Origin of the sequence: Ornithinibacillus xuwenensis, assembly GCF_039614845.1 — a bacterium.
In the GTDB taxonomy this organism is placed as follows: domain Bacteria; phylum Bacillota; class Bacilli; order Bacillales; family Amphibacillaceae; genus Ornithinibacillus; species Ornithinibacillus xuwenensis.
On record NZ_JBDIML010000001.1, the window covers coordinates 479,111 to 498,109 of the forward strand.

At 36.3% G+C, this 18,999-nt stretch carries 24 protein-coding genes; 23 read left to right on the forward strand and 1 reads right to left on the reverse strand.

The window, feature by feature from the left end:
• The first annotated feature begins 118 nt into the window (after positions 1–118).
• From spoIIM to ABC228_RS02970, 18 genes are all read left to right on the forward strand, one after another.
• On the forward strand, positions 119–775 hold the full coding sequence (spoIIM, locus tag ABC228_RS02885) for a stage II sporulation protein M (RefSeq protein ID WP_345823575.1): 657 nt from the start codon (positions 119–121) through the stop codon (positions 773–775).
• Positions 776–869: 94 nt separating this feature from the next.
• Complete coding sequence (gene fur / locus ABC228_RS02890) at positions 870–1,328, forward strand: ferric iron uptake transcriptional regulator (protein ID WP_345823576.1); 459 nt, start codon at positions 870–872, stop codon at positions 1,326–1,328.
• 199 nt (positions 1,329–1,527) lie between these two features.
• A complete protein-coding gene (locus tag ABC228_RS02895) occupies positions 1,528–1,734 on the forward strand; it encodes a DUF4227 family protein (protein ID WP_345823577.1) in 207 nt (68 codons plus the stop codon).
• Positions 1,735–1,738: 4 nt separating this feature from the next.
• Positions 1,739–2,626 (forward strand): site-specific tyrosine recombinase XerD, encoded by an 888-nt coding sequence (gene xerD / locus ABC228_RS02900; RefSeq protein ID WP_345823578.1) that lies wholly within the window; start codon positions 1,739–1,741, stop codon positions 2,624–2,626.
• Between the two features lie 97 nt (positions 2,627–2,723).
• Complete coding sequence (gene deoB / locus ABC228_RS02905) at positions 2,724–3,902, forward strand: phosphopentomutase (RefSeq protein ID WP_345823579.1); 1,179 nt, start codon at positions 2,724–2,726, stop codon at positions 3,900–3,902.
• A gap of 12 nt (positions 3,903–3,914) precedes the next feature.
• Complete coding sequence (locus tag ABC228_RS02910; protein WP_345823580.1) at positions 3,915–4,757, forward strand: purine-nucleoside phosphorylase; 843 nt, start codon at positions 3,915–3,917, stop codon at positions 4,755–4,757.
• Between the two features lies 1 nt (position 4,758).
• Positions 4,759–6,063, forward strand: a complete 1,305-nt coding sequence (locus tag ABC228_RS02915; protein ID WP_345823581.1) for a pyrimidine-nucleoside phosphorylase — start codon at positions 4,759–4,761, stop codon at positions 6,061–6,063.
• 158 nt (positions 6,064–6,221) lie between these two features.
• Positions 6,222–7,403: a D-alanyl-D-alanine carboxypeptidase family protein gene (locus ABC228_RS02920; RefSeq protein WP_345823582.1), complete on the forward strand. Its 1,182-nt coding sequence runs from the start codon at positions 6,222–6,224 to the stop codon at positions 7,401–7,403.
• 103 nt (positions 7,404–7,506) lie between these two features.
• Positions 7,507–7,860 carry an anti-sigma F factor antagonist gene (spoIIAA, locus tag ABC228_RS02925; RefSeq protein ID WP_345823583.1) on the forward strand — a complete coding sequence of 118 codons (354 nt, stop codon included), beginning with the start codon at positions 7,507–7,509 and terminating at the stop codon, positions 7,858–7,860.
• Positions 7,857–8,300, forward strand: coding sequence for an anti-sigma F factor (gene spoIIAB, locus ABC228_RS02930; protein ID WP_345823584.1), 444 nt, complete (start codon positions 7,857–7,859; stop codon positions 8,298–8,300). Before spoIIAA ends, spoIIAB begins: the two co-directional genes overlap by 4 nt.
• An 11-nt stretch (positions 8,301–8,311) precedes the next feature.
• A complete protein-coding gene (gene sigF, locus ABC228_RS02935) occupies positions 8,312–9,067 on the forward strand; it encodes an RNA polymerase sporulation sigma factor SigF (RefSeq protein ID WP_345823585.1) in 756 nt (251 codons plus the stop codon).
• Between the two features lie 128 nt (positions 9,068–9,195).
• Positions 9,196–9,816, forward strand: coding sequence for a stage V sporulation protein AA (locus ABC228_RS02940; protein ID WP_345823586.1), 621 nt, complete (start codon positions 9,196–9,198; stop codon positions 9,814–9,816).
• Entirely contained in the window at positions 9,794–10,225 is a 432-nt protein-coding gene (locus ABC228_RS02945; RefSeq protein WP_345823587.1) for a stage V sporulation protein AB, read from the forward strand. The genes ABC228_RS02940 and ABC228_RS02945 overlap by 23 nt, the downstream gene beginning before the upstream one ends.
• A gap of 16 nt (positions 10,226–10,241) precedes the next feature.
• Positions 10,242–11,714, forward strand: coding sequence for a spore germination protein (locus ABC228_RS02950; protein ID WP_345823588.1), 1,473 nt, complete (start codon positions 10,242–10,244; stop codon positions 11,712–11,714).
• Between the two features lie 117 nt (positions 11,715–11,831).
• Positions 11,832–13,139, forward strand: coding sequence for a diaminopimelate decarboxylase (lysA, locus tag ABC228_RS02955; protein ID WP_345823589.1), 1,308 nt, complete (start codon positions 11,832–11,834; stop codon positions 13,137–13,139).
• An 87-nt stretch (positions 13,140–13,226) separates the two neighbouring features.
• On the forward strand, positions 13,227–13,664 hold the full coding sequence (locus ABC228_RS02960; protein WP_345823590.1) for a peptidylprolyl isomerase: 438 nt from the start codon (positions 13,227–13,229) through the stop codon (positions 13,662–13,664).
• A gap of 27 nt (positions 13,665–13,691) precedes the next feature.
• Positions 13,692–14,150, forward strand: coding sequence for a site-2 protease family protein (locus tag ABC228_RS02965; RefSeq protein WP_345823591.1), 459 nt, complete (start codon positions 13,692–13,694; stop codon positions 14,148–14,150).
• A 253-nt stretch (positions 14,151–14,403) separates the two neighbouring features.
• The gene (locus ABC228_RS02970) at positions 14,404–14,763 is read left to right on the forward strand and encodes a GNAT family N-acetyltransferase (protein WP_345823592.1); all 360 of its coding nucleotides are present in this window, start codon (positions 14,404–14,406) and stop codon (positions 14,761–14,763) included.
• A gap of 112 nt (positions 14,764–14,875) precedes the next feature.
• Here the strand turns inward: ABC228_RS02970 and ABC228_RS02975 are convergent, their stop codons facing one another.
• Positions 14,876–14,965 carry a YjcZ family sporulation protein gene (locus ABC228_RS02975; protein ID WP_047980004.1) on the reverse strand — a complete coding sequence of 30 codons (90 nt, stop codon included), beginning with the start codon at positions 14,963–14,965 and terminating at the stop codon, positions 14,876–14,878.
• Between the two features lie 171 nt (positions 14,966–15,136).
• Here ABC228_RS02975 and ABC228_RS02980 point away from each other — a divergent pair, with 171 nt between their 5' ends.
• From ABC228_RS02980 to ABC228_RS03000, 5 genes are all read left to right on the forward strand, one after another.
• Positions 15,137–15,877: a segregation/condensation protein A gene (locus ABC228_RS02980; RefSeq protein ID WP_345823593.1), complete on the forward strand. Its 741-nt coding sequence runs from the start codon at positions 15,137–15,139 to the stop codon at positions 15,875–15,877.
• A 1-nt stretch (position 15,878) separates the two neighbouring features.
• The gene (gene scpB / locus ABC228_RS02985) at positions 15,879–16,466 is read left to right on the forward strand and encodes an SMC-Scp complex subunit ScpB (protein ID WP_345823594.1); all 588 of its coding nucleotides are present in this window, start codon (positions 15,879–15,881) and stop codon (positions 16,464–16,466) included.
• 221 nt (positions 16,467–16,687) lie between these two features.
• Positions 16,688–17,791, forward strand: a complete 1,104-nt coding sequence (locus ABC228_RS02990) for a D-alanyl-D-alanine carboxypeptidase family protein (RefSeq protein WP_345823595.1) — start codon at positions 16,688–16,690, stop codon at positions 17,789–17,791.
• Between the two features lies 1 nt (position 17,792).
• A complete protein-coding gene (locus ABC228_RS02995; protein ID WP_345823596.1) occupies positions 17,793–18,377 on the forward strand; it encodes a nucleoside recognition domain-containing protein in 585 nt (194 codons plus the stop codon).
• Between the two features lies 1 nt (position 18,378).
• Positions 18,379–18,909 carry a spore maturation protein gene (locus ABC228_RS03000; RefSeq protein WP_345823597.1) on the forward strand — a complete coding sequence of 177 codons (531 nt, stop codon included), beginning with the start codon at positions 18,379–18,381 and terminating at the stop codon, positions 18,907–18,909.
• Positions 18,910–18,999: the final 90 nt, after the last annotated feature.

Genomic DNA, 18,999 nt, shown 5'->3' on the forward strand with positions numbered 1-18,999 from the left:
GTTTGTAGGCAATTTATGTTGATTTCGGCATTATGAAAAAAAGATAGATTTGGTTGGTATTTTTCTATGGGATTCTTCATAACGTTTAATATAGTGCAGTAGTGAATGGAGGATTCCAATGAATAAACATAGAATGCAATTAGTAGAGCACATACGGGAACATGCGACCATTTATATCTTTATGATTATTTTATTTTTAACTGGTATTATCTTCGGTGCAATTGTAGTTAACAGTATGGGTTTTGCACAAAAACAAGATTTGTTCTTCTATCTTGAAAAGTTTTTTGGACATATATCGGAGGATAACGCGAGCTCGATAGAGAAAAAAGATGTTTTAAAGGATAGTTTTTTCTATCATGCTAGATATTTATTTCTATTATTTATTTTAGGTTTATCTGTAATAGGTCTTCCAGTTGTTTGGGTGTTGATATTTTTAAAAGGCTTAGTAGTGGGCTTCTCCGTTGGTTTTATTGTGAATCAATTCCAAGTCAAAGGATTTTTATTAGCAACGTTGTCAATTGCGCCGCAAAATGTAATAGTTATACCAATTTATATTATTGCTGGAAGTTTATCGATGATTTTCTCATTGGGATTATTAAATAAATTATTCTCAAGTAAGGTCACGATGGCACAACCTATTATGAGTCCGTTTGTGAAATATATTTCGGTGTTTTCATTATTATTAGTACTATCATTTATCCCTTCCCTCATAGAGGCATATGTAGCGAATGAAGCAATGGTATCGTACATTAAATCACTGTATTCAGGCAGGTAAGTAAATAGAGAAATCTTGCTTTTGCGCATTTATGCTTTGACACTCTAATTCTCTGTGCATATAATAAAGATGGGATATGAGGGAGGAGATCGCCATGGAACATCGAATCGATCAGATTAAGAAGCAGCTTCATGCGCATAGCTATAAGTTAACACCACAGAGAGAAGCCACTGTACGTGTATTATTAGAGCGTGAAGCAGATCATCTAAGTGCAGAGGACATATATTTGTTGGTAAAAGAAAAAGCACCTGAGATTGGTCTAGCTACTGTTTACCGTACACTAGAATTACTATCTGAGCTAAAAATTATCGATAAAATCAATTTTGGCGATGGCGTCTCCAGGTATGATTTACGTAAAGAAGGAGCCGAACACTTCCATCATCATCTCGTATGTATCGAATGTGGCTCAGTTGAAGAAATTATGGATGATTTATTAGGAGAAGTTGAAAAAGTAGTGGAAAGCGAATGGGGCTTTCAAGTCCAGGATCATCGCTTAACCTTCCACGGGTTGTGTAAGGCTTGTCAAAAAGCTGCGGTGGAAACTACATCATAATACAAAATGCCTTTTCAGCCTGAGAAGGCATTATTTATTATCAGGTAGAAATTGCATGTAAAGTAATACAGTTTTCGTGTAGAATGAGTATAAGGTAACTTTCTTTGAATTATTGGACTAGTTTTCTATAAGGATGTATAAAGTGTATCTTTTTTGGCATATCTTTTAGTATGAGAAATTATTAAAGGGGATATGCCATATGAAAAAAATGGTATGGGACACTATTAAGGTATTTGTTATTTTCATAGCTTGCACTTTTTTATTTTATTTCGGAATACAAGTTATGCATTCAGAATATGAACAATTCCATCGCTACGATACACCTGAAGGTCCATCTGTTAAAGTGTTTAACAATGAAGAGGATTTCATGGATCGCTTAAATATATTTTTTCGATTAGGGGAGTAGTAGAATGCTAAACCATGCTTATCATGATTTCTTTCATTATCTACAAGTTGAACGGGGATTGTCAGATAATACATTAACATCGTATAAGCGAGATTTAAAGAACTATACGGATTATGTTGAAGAAAAACATTCATCGTGGAACGAGATTACTAGAGCAGACATTATTAGTTTCTTATATAAGCTTAGAGATGAAAATAAATCATCTGCTACAATTGCTAGAACAATTTCATCCATTCGTCAATTCCATCATTTTTTATTGCGTGAAGAAATCGTGAAGCATGATGCAACATTACATATTGAAACACCAAAGAAAGAACGGAAGCTTCCTGATGTATTATCTATCGAAGAAGTAGACAAGCTTCTTGAAATCAATGGGAATTCTCCATTGGATATTCGCAATAAAGCAATGTTAGAATTAATCTATGCGACTGGTCTTCGTGTAAGTGAGTTAATCGCTCTAAAGCTAAATGATCTCCATTTAACAATGGGTTTTTTGCGTTGTTTTGGAAAGGGTGCTAAAGAACGGATTGTACCACTTGGGGATGTCGCACAGAAAGCGGTAGAGAATTATTTACAGTATTGTCGACCAACTCTCTTAAAAAAACAGCGGGATGAAAATGTGCTCTTTTTAAATCAGCATGGAAGACCAATGACTAGACAAGGCTTTTGGAAGATACTTAAAAAACTAGCCAAAGATGCAATGATTACAAAAGATATTACGCCGCATACATTAAGGCATTCCTTTGCTACACATCTGTTAGAAAATGGAGCAGATTTAAGAGCGGTACAAGAGATGCTGGGGCATGCAGATATATCAACTACACAAATCTATACACATGTTACAAAGACTAGATTAAAAGATATGTACAAATCTTTTCATCCACGTGCATAGGTTTTCTTTTTTCTTTAAGTTGTCTGACATCCTACAACACTTCTAGCGCATCATAGAATTATAAAAATATGGCAATATAATACAGGGAGGTAATAATATGAGTAAATATAATCGTGTGTTTATCATTGTTTTGGATTCTGTTGGTATCGGCGAAGCTCCTGACGCGGAAAAATTTAATGATCTAGGTGCAGATACATTGGGACATATTGCAGAACATATGAAAGGCTTACATATGCCTAATATGGCTGAGCTTGGTTTAAGTAATATTCGTGAAATACAAGGAGTTCAAAAGGCTGCAAACCCAAAAGCTCATTTTACAAAAATGCAAGAAGCGTCCAATGGTAAAGATACAATGACTGGCCATTGGGAGATTATGGGACTTCACATCGAACAACCATTTCAGACCTTTCCAGATGGGTTTCCGGATGAGTTGATTCAAGAGTTAGAAAGTAGAACTGGGAGAAAAGTGATTGGAAATAAACCAGCTTCAGGTACTGCTATATTAGATGAATTAGGACAGGAGCATATGGAAACAGGTGCTTTAATTGTTTATACATCTGCAGATTCTGTTCTACAAATTGCCGCTCATGAAAATGTTATTTCTATTGAAGAACAATATCGTATATGTGAAATCGCAAGAGAACTTACATTAGATGAAAAATACATGGTAGGTAGAGTGATAGCGCGACCATTTATTGGGCAGCCGGGTGCTTTTGAAAGAACGTCTAATCGACATGATTATGCTTTAAAGCCTTTTGGTAAAACAGTAATGAATACATTAAAGGATGAAAACTATGATGTCCTTGCAATCGGAAAAATTTCTGATATTTATGATGGTGAAGGTGTAACTAAATCTATCCGCACGAAAGACAATGAGGATGGGATGACGAAGCTCGTGGAGTCCATGGATATGGAATTCAATGGTATTAGCTTCTTAAACCTAGTTGATTTTGATGCAAAATACGGACATAGACGAGATCCACAAGGATATGGAGAAGCACTCGAAGCATTTGATAAGAGACTTCCCGAAGTGTTAGCAAAATTGAGACAAGACGATTTACTGATTATTACAGCTGACCATGGTAACGACCCAGTACATCATGGTACAGATCATACACGTGAATATGTACCTTTACTTGTACACCATAAGGGAATTGAAGTAGGAAAAGAATTACCATTGCGACAAACATTTGCTGATATAGGTGCAACAGTTGCAGACAACTTTAATGTAGAATTACCTGAAAATGGTAAGAGCTTTTTACACGAAATAGAGTAGGGGGAAAATAACATGGATTATCAAAAAATTAAAGAAGCTAGCAAGTTTATTGAGAGTAAATTATCGGTTAAGCCTGAATTAGCACTAGTACTTGGTTCCGGGTTAGGTGTATTAGCTGAGGAGATTGAAGATCCAACAATTATTTCATACAATGAGATACCTTCATTCCCAGAATCTACAGTATCAGGACATAAGGGACAGCTTGTTGTTGGTACATTGGAAGGTAAAAGAGTTCTTGCGATGCAAGGTCGTTTTCATTTTTATGAAGGGTATACGATGCAACAAGTGACCTTCCCAATTCGTGTGATGAAAGAGCTTGGAATAGAGTCATTGATTGTGACAAATGCCGCAGGTGGAATAAATGAATCGTTCCAGCCTGGAAATCTTATGGTGTTAACGGACCATATTAATAATATGGGTACGAGTCCATTAATTGGCCCAAATGATGAGCAGTTAGGTGTTCGTTTTCCAGATATGTCTTCTGCTTATGACAAGCAGTACATACAGCATGCCGTCGATTGTGCAAAGGAACTTGGTTTAGAGGTGAAATCAGGTGTTTATGTTGGCAACACTGGACCAGCTTACGAAACACCAGCCGAGGTTCGTATGCTTCGACAAATGGGTGGAGATGCAGTTGGAATGTCAACTGTTCCTGAAGTAATTGTTGCAAATCATGCACAAATGAAAGTCTTGGGAATTTCTTGTATTTCCAATATGGCGGCAGGAATATTAGATCAACCTCTAACACACGATGAAGTAATTGAAACTACCGATCAGGTAAAGCAGGACTTTTTACAATTTGTTAAAAAGATTATTAGCACATTACCTGTGAAACATGGGGGAGGTGCATTATAAAATGCGAATGTATGACATTATTGAGAAAAAGCGCAATGGCAATGAATTAACAGAAGAAGAAATTCGATTTTTTGTTGATGGTTATACAAAAGGAGATATACCGGATTATCAAGTAAGCGCATTATTAATGGCAATATACTTTCAGGATATGTCTGAGCAGGAAAGAGCGCAATTAACGCAAGCTATGGTTGATTCAGGTGATAAAATTGATCTTACCGATATTTCCGGAATTAAAGTAGATAAACACTCCACTGGAGGAGTTGGTGACACTACTACATTAGTGCTAGCGCCTCTAGTAGCTTCTGTTGGTGTACCAGTTGCGAAAATGAGTGGAAGAGGTTTAGGACATACTGGTGGAACAATTGATAAGCTAGAATCGGTACCTGGCTTTCATACTGAAATTAGTAATCAAGAATTTATTGATCTTGTTAACAAGAATAAAGTATCTGTAATTGGACAGACAGGAAATTTAACACCTGCAGATAAGAAGTTGTATAGTCTGCGAGATGTTACAGCAACTGTTAATTCTATACCGTTAATCGCAAGCTCTATTATGAGTAAGAAAATTGCTTCTGGAGCAGATGCTATCGTACTAGATGTAAAAACTGGCGCAGGGGCATTTATGAAGGATCTGGAGGATGCAAAAGAATTAGCGAAAGCAATGGTTTCTATTGGAAAACAGGTCGGTAGAAATACGATGGCAGTAATCTCTGATATGAGTCAGCCGCTAGGCTTTGCTATTGGTAATTCATTAGAAGTAAAAGAAGCAATTGAGACGCTACAAGGTAAAGGTCCAAAAGATTTAACAGAATTATGTCTTGTTCTTGGTAGTCAGATGGTTTTATTAGCTAATCAAGCATCTACGATTGAAGAAGCAAGAGAAAAATTGGAGGAGAGTTTAGCGAACGGACAAGCGTTTGAGCACTTTAAGACTTTCCTTTCCTCTCAAGGCGGAGATCCGTCTGTGATTGACGATACGGAATTATTACCAAAGGCTGCTAAACAAATCCAGGTAAAAGCAAAACAAACAGGTACTATAGAAAGCATTGTTGCTGATAATATCGGAACAGCAGCCATGATGCTAGGAGCTGGAAGAGCAACCAAAGAATCTGAAATAGATCTTTCTGCTGGAATATTGTTACACAAAAAAGTCGGAGATAAGGTTCAAGAAGGAGAACCAATCCTTACATTGCATACGAATCAGCAAGAAGTAAATTCGGTTATCGATCTAATTCACAAGAGTATATTGATATCGGATAATGCTGTTGCAGCACCAACTCTTATCTACGATACCATTACAGAATGAGTAAACATGTAAAAACGTACAAAATAATAATTTTGTGCGTTTTTCTTTTTCAACTATAGTTGTAATTGCATCAAAATATATTTATCCCATAACTACGTTATAAGATTGTTTAATTTTGGCAATCCTAGGAGTATATTGATTGCTGGAGGTTAAACAAAATGAAAAAATATGCTCTGATGGTTAGTTTACTATTCTTCACGTTATGTTTAGTTACAACAACAGTTTTTGCTGAAGAAGGTGGAGAGTCACAAGGTGAAAATACATTAGATCTGGCTCCTGATGCGAAATCCGGCATTTTGATTGAACGGGATACAGGGAAAATTATGTTTGAAAAGCAGGCTCACGAGAAGCTACCACCTGCTAGTATGACTAAAATTATGACGCTATTATTGATTATGGAAGAATTGGAGAAAGGTTCTCTAAAAAAGGATGACGTTATTCGTATTAGTGAAAATGCAGCATCCATGGGTGGTTCGCAAATCTTTCTCGAAGCAGGGGAAGAAATGAAGGTAAATGACTTACTGAAAGGAATCGCAATAGCTTCAGCGAATGATGCTAGTGTTGCTATGGCAGAAAGAATTGCTGGTAGTGAGGCAGCCTTTGTTAAAAAGATGAATGAAAAAGTGAAAGCGTTAGGCTTAAAAAACACGCAATTCCAAAATGCATCTGGACTCCCTGCTGATAATCACTATAGCACTGCTTATGATATGGCGATGATTGCAAAAGAATTATTGAGTCATGAGTCCATTACAGACTACACGTCTATTTATGAAGATTATTTACGAAAAGGAACTGAAAATGAATTCTGGTTAGTTAATACAAACAAGCTGGTACGTTTTTATCCAGGGGTTGATGGTTTAAAAACAGGATTTACAAATGAGGCAAAGTATTGTTTAACGGCAACTGCTAAAAAGGATGATATGCGTGTCGTTGCGGTAGTGATGGGGGCGGCTACGCCAAAAGAACGTAATGCAACGGTGTCTAATATGTTAGATTACGCATTCAACACCTATGAAACAAAAAAACTATTTGACAAGGGTCAACAAATTTCTGAGTTAGAATTTCTTAAGGCAGAGGATCGTAAGGTTGAAGTGGTTGCTTCGGAATCCATCAGCACAGTATTTAAAAAAGGTGATTCCATTGAAGATTTAACAACTTCGGTTGAGTTGAACTCTGTTGAATTACCATTGAAAAAAGGTGACCAAGTGGGAACCTTGGTTGTTAAGAATGGAAAAAAATTAATATCAGAAACTCCTTTAATTGTAGAAAAGGATGTAAAGAAAGCGTCGTACTTTACACTGTTCAAACGTACGATTCAAAAGTTGTCGAAAAATGATTAATTCCTTCTAGTTTAGCAGAATTATTTCTTCTTTTGTCTATTAGCAGGATTTTTCCCATTTGATAAAGAAATGTACTTACAAAGGAATGTAAGGAGGATTATTAATGGGGCTAGAGTTTTCGTTTGAAGTAAAAGAAGATGTTCTAATCGTTCGTCTAGCGGGAGAGTTAGACCACCACGAAGCTGAAACACTGCGAGACAGATGGAAGGACATGCTTTATCTAAATCCAGTGAAACATGTTATTTTGAACCTTGATCAAGTTAGTTTTATGGATAGTTCAGGATTGGGTGTAATCCTAGGTCGATATAAGGAAGTTCTGCAGTTGGGAGGAGAAATGGTCGTTTGTTCAATACCACATTCAATTAAACGTTTGTTTGAAATGTCGGGTATGTTTAAGATTATTCGCCTGGAGGAGAATGAAGAATTTGCTTTAGAAACATTGGGGGTGGCTTCATGAAAAATGAAATGCATGTCGAGTTTTCAAGTGTAAGTCAGAATGAATCTTTTGCTCGTGTAACGGTGGCATCATTTGTTGCGCAACTTGATCCTACAATGGATGAATTAACAGAAATTAAAACAGTTGTCTCTGAAGCTGTTACAAATGCAATTATTCACGGGTATAATAATGAGCCTGACCACAAGGTTGCGATTACTTGTAAGCTACAAGAAGATGGAGAAATTGAAATAACGATACGCGATTATGGAATTGGTATTGCAGATGTGGAAGAGGCTAGACAACCATTGTATACATCGAAGCCAGAGCTGGAACGTTCTGGTATGGGCTTTACAATCATTGAGAATTTTATGGACTCAGTAGAGGTTACGTCTATAAAAGGCGAAGGTACTTCTGTCTATATGAAAAAGCAGTTAACTAAAAGTAAAACGGTTTATAATTAGGATGTATGCCTATGGATGTTAATGTTAAACAAGATAGTCGGAATGAAGCGTTGAAGGATGAACAAGTAAAAGAATATATTTTAAAGAGTCAACAAGGTGATAAAGCAGCCAGAGACTTTTTAGTTGAAAAAAATATTCGATTAGTTTGGTCAGTTGTTCAGCGTTTCATGAATCGAGGATATGACCCTGACGATTTATTTCAAATTGGTAGTATTGGTTTAATTAAATCAATTGATAAGTTTGACTTATCTTATGACGTTCGATTCTCAACATATGCAGTACCGATGATAATCGGAGAAATTCAACGATTTCTTCGAGATGATGGTAGCGTAAAGGTTAGTCGTTCCTTAAAAGAAGTTGGAAATAAGATTCGTAAAAAGAAAGATGAGTTAACAAAGCAATTTGGAAGGTCCCCAACAGTTAATGAAATTGCGGAGGCTTTGGAGATATCTCCAGAAGAGGTTGTCCATGCTCAGGAAGCATCGAAGGCACCACACTCCATACATGAAACTGTATTCGAAAATGACGGAGACCCTATAACATTACTCGATCAAATTGCTGACCAAGATACAAATTGGTTTGATAAATTATCCTTACAAGAAGCTATACGGGGCTTGAATGAGCGTGAAAGATTAATTTTATATCTGCGCTATTATAAGGATAAAACCCAATCTGAAGTTGCAGAAAGATTAGGGATTTCGCAGGTTCAAGTTTCGAGATTAGAGAAAAAAATACTATTTGAAATGAAAAATAAAATGGATTCTTAAAAAAATCATCACGTATGTGATGATTTTTTTATTGATTTCACTACTTTCTTCCGCAATTCCAATTATAATATTTCTTTTTAAACAGATACTATAGTGTATCGAACAAAATTCCGCTGAGGTGATGACTAATGGATGGAATTGTATATTTACGGATGAAAAAGAAGCTAGAAATAAGTAATCCGAAGGTGATTCATTTAAAGGATGTTGCTTATCTGTCATCTAATTCCAAAAACATTGTCCAAGAATTAGAGGCATTAAAGATCTACCGAATAACAGAAAAAGATAAAGAAATCGTTATTATTGATAGTTTTTTGATTATCGATCACCTAAATCAAAACTATCCATTTATAGAGGTTCAACTAGTTGGTCCTGAACAAACCATTATCCGAGTTAGCAAATACAGGAAATCTCCAAATGTATTTATTGTAGCATTTGTATGGTTGCTTTTATTTATTGGGACAGCGATGACAATTATGAACTTTCACTATGATGTAAGCATGCAAGAAGTCCAACAGAAATTACATTACTTACTGACAGGTGAAGAAAATGAGTATCCACTGTGGATACAGATTCCTTATTCATTTGGTTTAGGAATCGGAATGATATTATTTTTTAACCATTGGTTTAATAAACGTTTTAATGAGGAGCCAAGTCCCTTAGAGGTTGAAATCTATAACTACCAGAAATCCCTTGATGACTATGTAAATTATCACGAGAATCAGTTAAATGATCCAAACCATCCTCATTAATGTCGTCCAGATCATCATTGGCTTTTCTGGGGGACTAGCTGTTGGATGTGGATTTGTTGCCTTTTTAACAGTGCTTGGTATTATTCCAAGATTAATTCAACTAAGCAAAACATTACACTTAGTAAAGGTTTATACGGCATGCGTTATTTTAGGTTCATTAATTGGAACTTACTTATCTTTTGCAGATATCACATGGAATCACCCAGTAATATTACTGGCGATTTGGGGTGGATTGCACGGGATTTTTAATGGAATGCTTGCTGCTGCCTTAACAGAGGTATTGAATGTGTTTCCGTTAGTATCTAGGAGGATTAACCTAGAGGGTAAGCTCATTCTCCTAATGATGGCAATCGTGTTTGGAAAGATTATAGGGTCATTATTTCAATGGATTATTTTAGTTAAGCTGTAAGAATGGAGGGTTAGTTATGAAGCAACAACCAATATCATCCACAATCAAACATAATGCTGCCTATTTAAAAGAAAGAGTAGGAGTAGGTACATCCTTTGATGTTGGGTTTCGCGAAATAGTTCTATTAAAAACAGATATTCAATTGTATTATGTGACAGGATTAGTCGATAGCATGATTATTCAGGACATCTTAGAAGAACTGGTTAACTTGAATGACCATGAAAAGGAAAAAGGGAAAATTGCGGAGATTATTAAAAATCGCTTAGTTCATCAGCAGGTTAATTCCATAAAATCGATGGATGAAGCAGTGGATCAAATGCTCTCTGGACTAATTGTTATTTTTATCAATGGTGAACGATTTGCTTATGTTGTGGATGTAAGAAACTACCCAGGTAGAACACCACAGGAGCCAGACACGGAAAGGGTTATTCGTGGTTCAAGGGACGGTTTTACTGAAAACATTATTGAAAACACTGCATTAACAAGGAGAAGAATTCGTGATGAGCGTTTGCGTCACGAAATGCTGAAGGTTGGAGAACGTTCTAAAACAGATGTTTGCTTAAGTTATATAAAAGATATTGCTGACGAAGGTCTTGTGAAATTAATGAAAGAAAAGATTGAAGCTATCGACATTGATGGTGTAACAATGGCAGAAAAATCGCTTGAGGAGTTCATTGTGGAACGCAAGTGGAATCCGTATCCAATGGTTCGCTATACGGAGAGGCCTGATGTTGCTGCTAATCATTTGTTAGAGGGACATGTCATCATTATTGTGGATACTTCACCTAGTGTTATCATTGTTCCGACAACATTCTTTCATCACTCACAACATGCGGAAGAGCATCGACAAGCACCAGTTATTGGTACTTTCATCAGATGGATTCGCTTTTTAGCGATAGTTGCTTCTATTTTTCTTTTACCAACATGGCTATTGTTTGTAATGGATCCAAGTTTGCTACCAAAGGCACTTTCATTTATCGGACCAAATGAAGAAGGCAACATTCCAATTGTTATACAGCTTATCTTAGGTGTAATTGGGATTGAGTTTTTACGGATGGCTGCTATTCATACACCGACTGCTTTATCTACAGCTATGGGGTTAATTGCAGCCGTATTAATTGGTCAGATAGCAATAGATGTTGGTTTGCTAAGTCCAGAGGTTATTCTTTATATTTCCATTAGTGCCATAGGATCTTATGTAACCCCAAGCTATGAGCTCAGCGTAGCCAATAAAGTAGCAAGCCTTATACTGTTATTAGCGACAGCAGCCTTTGGATTGATGGGTTATATAATCAGCATAACCCTATTCTTCTTGTTCTTAATTAGCGTAAGATCTATTAGAACTCCTTATTTATGGCCACTTTTACCATTTAATGCCAAGGCGATGCTTTCCATTTTAATTCGTGTCCCAACTCCTTATGCAAATTCAAGACCAAGCATTGTCCATCCGAAGAATACCTATCGTCAACCGGTAAAGAATCATTCATAAAAAGGGAATTAATACCTCGTGTCAACTGCTGCGGGGTATTATTTCTTTTGTTTTCTATCAGGTTATGGTAAATTTTTTATATGTATGTTTAGAATATAATGCAGATAGGTGAGAATTATGTCGCTGGATAATTACCCATATCAAATAAACGAAAACGGACATTTAGAGATTGGTGGAATTGATACGCTTGATTTAGTGAAAAAATATGGTACCCCACTATATGTCTATGATATCGCGCTTATTCGTGAACGCTGTAGAGCGTTTGTAGAAACATTTAAAAAGCTTGGCGTGAAGGCGCAAGTAGCATATGCAAGTAAAGCATTCTCTTCTATTGCAATTTTACAGGTTATGAAGCAAGAAGGACTTTCGGTAGATGTTGTATCTGAAGGCGAATTGTTTACTGCCCTTCAAGCTGGCGTCAATCCTGAAAAAATCCATATGCATGGCAATAATAAAAGCCCTAGAGAACTTGAGATGGCGATAAAAAATAATATTGGCTGTATCGTGGTGGACAACTTTTATGAGATTGAGCTACTGAAGGAATTATTAGCTAAATATGGTAAAGAAACGGATGTTATCATTCGCGTGACGCCTGGAATCAAATCAGAAACACATCAATATATCATGACTGGTAATGAGGATTCAAAATTTGGATTTGACCTTCATAATGGACAAGCTGAAGAAGCATTTTTGTTGCTACATGAGCATGAAGCTATAAATTTTAAAGGCCTGCATTGCCATATTGGGTCACAGATATTCGATACAGAGAGATTTGTTTTAGCTACCAATATTTTATTTGACGCTATTTCGAAATGGAATACTAAGTATGGTTATTCTCCTGAGGTTCTGAATTTAGGTGGAGGGTTTGGTATTCGATATACGAAAGATGATCAGCCACTTCCACTTCATAAATATGTGGAAAGATTAGTCGAAACTGTACAAGAGCATAGTGATAGATTGGGCATTCCAATGCCTGAAATTTGGATTGAACCGGGACGATCGATTGTGGGAGATGCTGGTATTACTTTATATACGATAGGTTCTACCAAGCATATACCAGGTGTCCGGGATTATGTTTCGGTTGATGGTGGTATGACTGATAATATTAGACCAGCATTATACCAGGCAAAGTACCATGGAGTGCTTGCTAACAAAGCAAATCACCCAAGCAGTTCTGTTGTGTCGATTGCTGGTAAATGCTGTGAATCAGGAGATATGCTAGTTTGGGATCTACCACTGCCTGACGTGGAAAGTGGAGACATCCTTGCATTATTCTCTACAGGAGCTTATGGGTATTCCATGGCCAGTAATTATAACCGTATTCAAAAAGCAGCCGTTGTGTTTGTTGAGAATGGTTTGGATAAGCTTGTTATTAAACGAGAAACATACGAGGATATTGTCAGCCACGATTTATCCTATGAGTAATGTTATCAATTAACTTTTAATAAATGGTAAGAAATGTTATGATGAATGCTATAATAACAGTGAACAAGACGAATGGAGTTGGAATAGATGGAAAAAAAAGGTTATATTTTAATGGAGAATGGAAATAAGATTGAGTTTGAATTATATCCTAATGAAGCACCAGGAACAGTAGCGAATTTTGAAAAATTAGCTAACGAAAATTTTTATGATGGACTAACATTCCACCGTGTAATCGATGGATTTGTAAGTCAAGGGGGATGCCCGATTGGTAACGGAACGGGTGACGCTGGTTATAAAATAAAATGTGAGACAGATAATAATCCGCATCAACATGTTGAGGGTACACTTTCTATGGCACATGCAGGGAGAGATACTGGTAGCTGCCAATTCTTTATTGTACATGAACCACAACCACATCTAAATGGAGTACATACCGTATTTGGTCAAGTTACTTCTGGTATGGAGCATGTAAAAGCAATGCGAAACGGAGATGTTATGAAAGAGGTAAAGGTTACTTCTGCATAATGACTTCTGTAAATTAGGAAGGTTTAGATGAATACATTAATATTGCTGTATCTTGTATTATTTGTTGCGCCAATCAGTAATCTAATTCATGAGTTAGGGCACTTGATTGGTGCAAAGCTTGCAAAAGCAGATGAGGTCAAACTTTATTTAGGTAGAGGTACAAGCGTATGTAAATTTGTATACCGTACTACTGAGATTGATATAGGGTCTGTATTTTTTACTTCAGGTTTTACAGTAAGTAGAAGAGAGGAAGTTTATAAACCGATAGAAATCGTTTATATTACATTCTTTGGTCCATTTCTTAATGCTGCTGTTGCACTCATCTTATACCTTCTGTTTCTACATATGCAAAATGATTACATTTTGGTCTTGATGTTGTATAATTGCTGGTTGTTCGTCATGAATTGTATCCCATTTAAGATTAAGGATCAGCAGTCCGATGGCTATATAATTATGAAGGAATTAATTGGTAAAGGTAATAAATAGGAATTAATTGTCAATGATAGTAAAGGATGAGCAGATTGAAACAACGTAAAAAGAATATCCTACTATTTGTTGTATTGCTTTTGCTTAGTATAATTTGGGGATTTGCTTATTGGATTTTGTTCGTTTTATAAACCTAATTTGACAAATGTAGATTAATAGGTCATAAATATATATACGAACTCCAATTGAAAGTAATCTGATGAATTGCTTAACCAACTTAGTTTAAAAGTTATTCACATAATGAGGGGTATCTATGTTAAATCGCTATAAAAAAAATTCGGAAAAAATTGCAATGGGTCTATTGTCTTTTATGCCAGAAGAAAAAGATGTTAAAAAATTGCAGCATACCATAAAAGAGTATGAGTCCAATCCAAATTGGCATCTTTATCTATGGAAAGAAGAAGATATTATCGGCGCAATTGGCTTGCGAGTTGATGATGAAAAAGTAGTCTTACAACATATATCCGTAAATCCTTCACATAGAAATGCAGGCATTGGCAAAAAGATGGTACAAGAGATTAAGAAGCTTTATGGTCAGAAATATGACATTTGTGCGGAAGAGCCGATACAACGTTATTATGATCATTGCACGCAAGAAGATAATCTGAATTAAGGGATGCATATAACAGTTAAAAAAATCAGCCCTAATATTGCCTTAGGGCTGATTTTTATTACGAGATTATGATGTTGTTGATGGAATGAATTTAATCGTAGCGAATTCTAAATTAGAACCAAGCAGCACCAACAATGATTAGAAGAATGAACAATACTACGATTAAAGCGAATCCTCCACCGTAATTATATCCTGCTCCCATTATAAATTCCTCCTTTTTGTACTTAAATAAATGTTTTGGGTAACATTTATCTTACGTTAATAACTTATGTAAATACCTAGCATCGTGTATAGGCGTTTATACAAGTGACTTTAATTTTTTCTGGAAACCAATGTTGAAATATAATTCTGTAAAAAGAAAGGGCGAAAAACTATGAATCAAGCATATCAGGTTAAACTAGATACATTTGAAGGTCCGCTTGATTTATTGTTACATTTAATCAATCAATATGAGATTGACATCTATGACATTCCAGTTGCCCAGATAACAGAACAATATATGAATTATATTCATGCTATGCAGCATCTTGAATTGAATATCGCAAGTGAGTACCTTGTAATGGCTGCTACGCTACTGGCAATCAAGAGTCAAATGCTATTGCCGAAGCAAGAATTAGAGGATGACACGGAAGATTATATGGAAGACCCTAGAGAGGAATTGATGCAGCGCCTTATTGAATACCGGAAGTACAAAGAAGCTGCAGAAACCTTTAAGGAAAAAGAATTAGAAGCAAATCAGATATTTACAAGGCCACCTGTTATCTTTGAAAGTTTAAATATCGAAAAAACGATTGTTCAAGGAGACATTTCTATTTATGATATGTTAGGTGCCCTAGGTAGAATGCTAGAACGTAAGAAATGGAAAGAACCACTTGAAACTAGAATCCAAAAAGCCGATATACCTATTGAACAACGAATGGACGAGGTATTGGAGTTAGTGAAATCTAACAAAAGTGGTATTTCATTTGATCAAATGTTTACTCAACGCACGAAGTCCCATATTGTTGTTACTTTCATGGCTTTACTGGAGCTGATGAAGATAAACATGGTTACCTGCCAGCAAACAAACCATTTTGATACATTATATGTATTTTATACGGGGGATGAAGTGTAGTATGAAAAATGTAAAAGCCATTTTAGAGGGATTGCTATTTGCTTGTGGAGATGATGGAATTACCATCAAGGATCTGGCAAAAGTGATGGATATTTCAACAAAAGCAGTTGAACATCTCATTGAAGAATTAAAATATGATTATGAACATGTCAATCGAGGGATTATGATGATGCAATCTCATGATGTGTTTCATCTGACAACGAAACCAGAACATAGTGAGTACTATAAGAAGTTATTAGAAACCCCTCATACAAGTAGAATGTCACAGGCGGCATTAGAGACGCTGGCAATAATTGCTTATCAACAGCCGATAACTCGATCAGAAATTGATGAAATTCGAGGAGTTAAGAGTGATCGTCCTGTCCAAACTTTACTTGCAAGATCCCTGATTGAAGAGGTAGGTAGACGTGAAGGAGTAGGAAGACCGGTATTATTTGGAACGAGTAAGGATTTCCTAACTTATTTTGGGTTAACCTCACTCGAAGAGCTTCCACCACTACCAGAAAACATGGATGAAAATGAGCTTGAAGAGGAAGCTGATTTATTTTTTGATCGGTTTAATCAGTTAGAGGAAAAAACAGAAGATTAATGTATATTGAAATTATTTATTATTATTCTAACCGAAAACTCCAGCAGATGTTGCTGGAGTTTTTTGTGTTTACTTTATCTGCTAATATATAACACTCATTTATGTGCTTTTAGTATTTTATGTGACTTCCGAATCTGTTCATAGGTAGGCTGTACAAATTTATTCATAACCATGAATCCACCGCATAAAATGTATAGACATATTTATCGGGAGGCAAAACAATGCGTTCTATTGCAATAACCCTTATAACATTATTAATTTTTTGCTTTTCATTTCCAATTATTGGACAGGCTACCCCTAGTGTATCTGCTAATAATGCTGTATTAATCGAACAATCCACTGGCAGAATCTTATTTGAAAAGGCTGCCCATGAAAAACAGAGCATTGCCAGCATCACCAAAATTATGACAGCAATTATAGCGATTGAGTCTGGTAAAATGAAGGAATTAGCGACCGCTAGTGAAGAAGCAGTAAATACAGAGGGATCCTCCATTTACTTAAAGCAAGGGGAGGAAATGCCTCTAGAAGACCTAGTATATGGATTAATGCTAAGGTCTGGTAATGATGCAGCAGTAACAATAGCTGAGCATGTTGGAGGTAGTGAAGAAGGATTTGTGTATTTGATGAATGAAAAAGCAAAGTGGCTTGGTATGACGAACACCCATTTTGACAACCCGCATGGATTAGATTCAGAAACACACTACTCATCTGCATATGACATGGCTTTACTTATGAGCTATGCCATGAAAAATGAGGAATTTAAGAAGATTACGGGAACCAAGTCATATAAATCTGAGGGTAGAGAGTATGGCTGGAGAAATAAAAATAAATTACTGACTGCCTATTATAAATATTGCACAGGCGGAAAGACAGGCTTCACGAAACAAACTGGGCGAACGTTGGTTTCGACCGCTTCAAAGGATGGGATGGATTTAATAGCAGTCACCCTGAATGCCCCTGATGATTGGCGTGACCATATGCAAATGTTTGACTGGGGGTTTGATAACTATGAAATGCATGCACTATCGAAGAAAGGAATCATAGACATTTCATTAGAAACTGGTGAAAGTATTGAGGGATATACCTATGAAGATACTATCTATCCATTAGCAGAGAACGAAATAGATGCTATTAATAGTGAGGTCTATCCAATTGAAACAGTCACACTTGATTTTAAAGAGCAAATTGTTGGGAAGAAGCGTTATTTTCTTCATGATGAACCAATCGCAGAGGTTGCCATCTATCAAGAAAAGCAAGCAGAACAGGATACTACATTCTTTTCCAATCTGATCTCTGTGTTTAAACAAATATTTAGGATGAGCTAACATGGTCAATATTATTTGGGCGTCTATGGCGATAATCGGAATTATATATGCGATGTTTAATGGAACGATGGATGAAGTGAATAAAGCAATCTTTGAAAGTGCAGATGAAGCGGTAACATTATCGATTGGGCTTATAAGTGTGCTAGTGTTCTGGTTAGGAATCATGAAGATTGCAGAAGAAGCTGGAATCTTAAAGGCTCTAGCAAGAATATTCCGTCCAATTGTCGTGCGACTCTTTCCTGAAATACCGAAGGACCACCCTGCAATTGGGTACATTCTTTCTAATATTACTGCCAATATTTTTGGGCTTGGCAATGCTGCCACGCCGATGGGGATAAAGGCTATGGAACAAATGAAACAACTAAGTGGCTCAGATTCTGCATCAAGATCTATGATTACATTTTTGGCTATCAACACGTCAAGTCTGACCATTATCCCAACCACAGTTATTGCGATACGAATGCAATATGATTCTGCTTCACCGACAGAGATTGTTGGAACTACTATCCTCGCCACATTGATTTCAACCTGTAGTGCAATCCTAATCGATCGCATATTCTATTATAGAAGTGTATGGAGGAAATAATATGGGGATAATCGCACAACTAAGTATTTGGATAATACCAGCATTTATTCTAATCGTATTACTAGTGGCAACCTGGAGGAAGATATCAACATATGAATTATTTGTGGAGGGAGGAAAAGAAGGTGTTAAGATGGCATTTTCTTTACTTCCTTTTTTAGTAGGAATGATTGTGGCAATCGCTATTTTTCGGAGTTCGGGTGCCCTCGATGCGATCATTGGTTTAATTGCCCCGGTCTTATTATTCTTTGGTGTTCCACCAGAAATTGTACCATTGGCGTTGGTTAAACCTATTTCAGGTTCAGCTGCACTCGGCATAACCACGGAGCTAATTGCAACACATGGTCCAGATTCATTTTTAGGAAGATTAGCATCCACGATGCAGGGTAGTACAGATACAACCCTGTATATTCTTACAGTATATTTTGGAGCTGTAGGGATACGTAAGATGGGTTATGCATTAAAGGTTGGACTTTTAGCTGATTTAGTTGGTATAATAGCAGCAATTGTCATTGTCACACTTGTTTTTGGTTAAGCTATAAAGGAATCCTAATGCTCGAATTGGATAAAATCGTTAAAGTAGCGTTAACATATAGTTAACGCTATTATTATGTTAGAAAGTTAA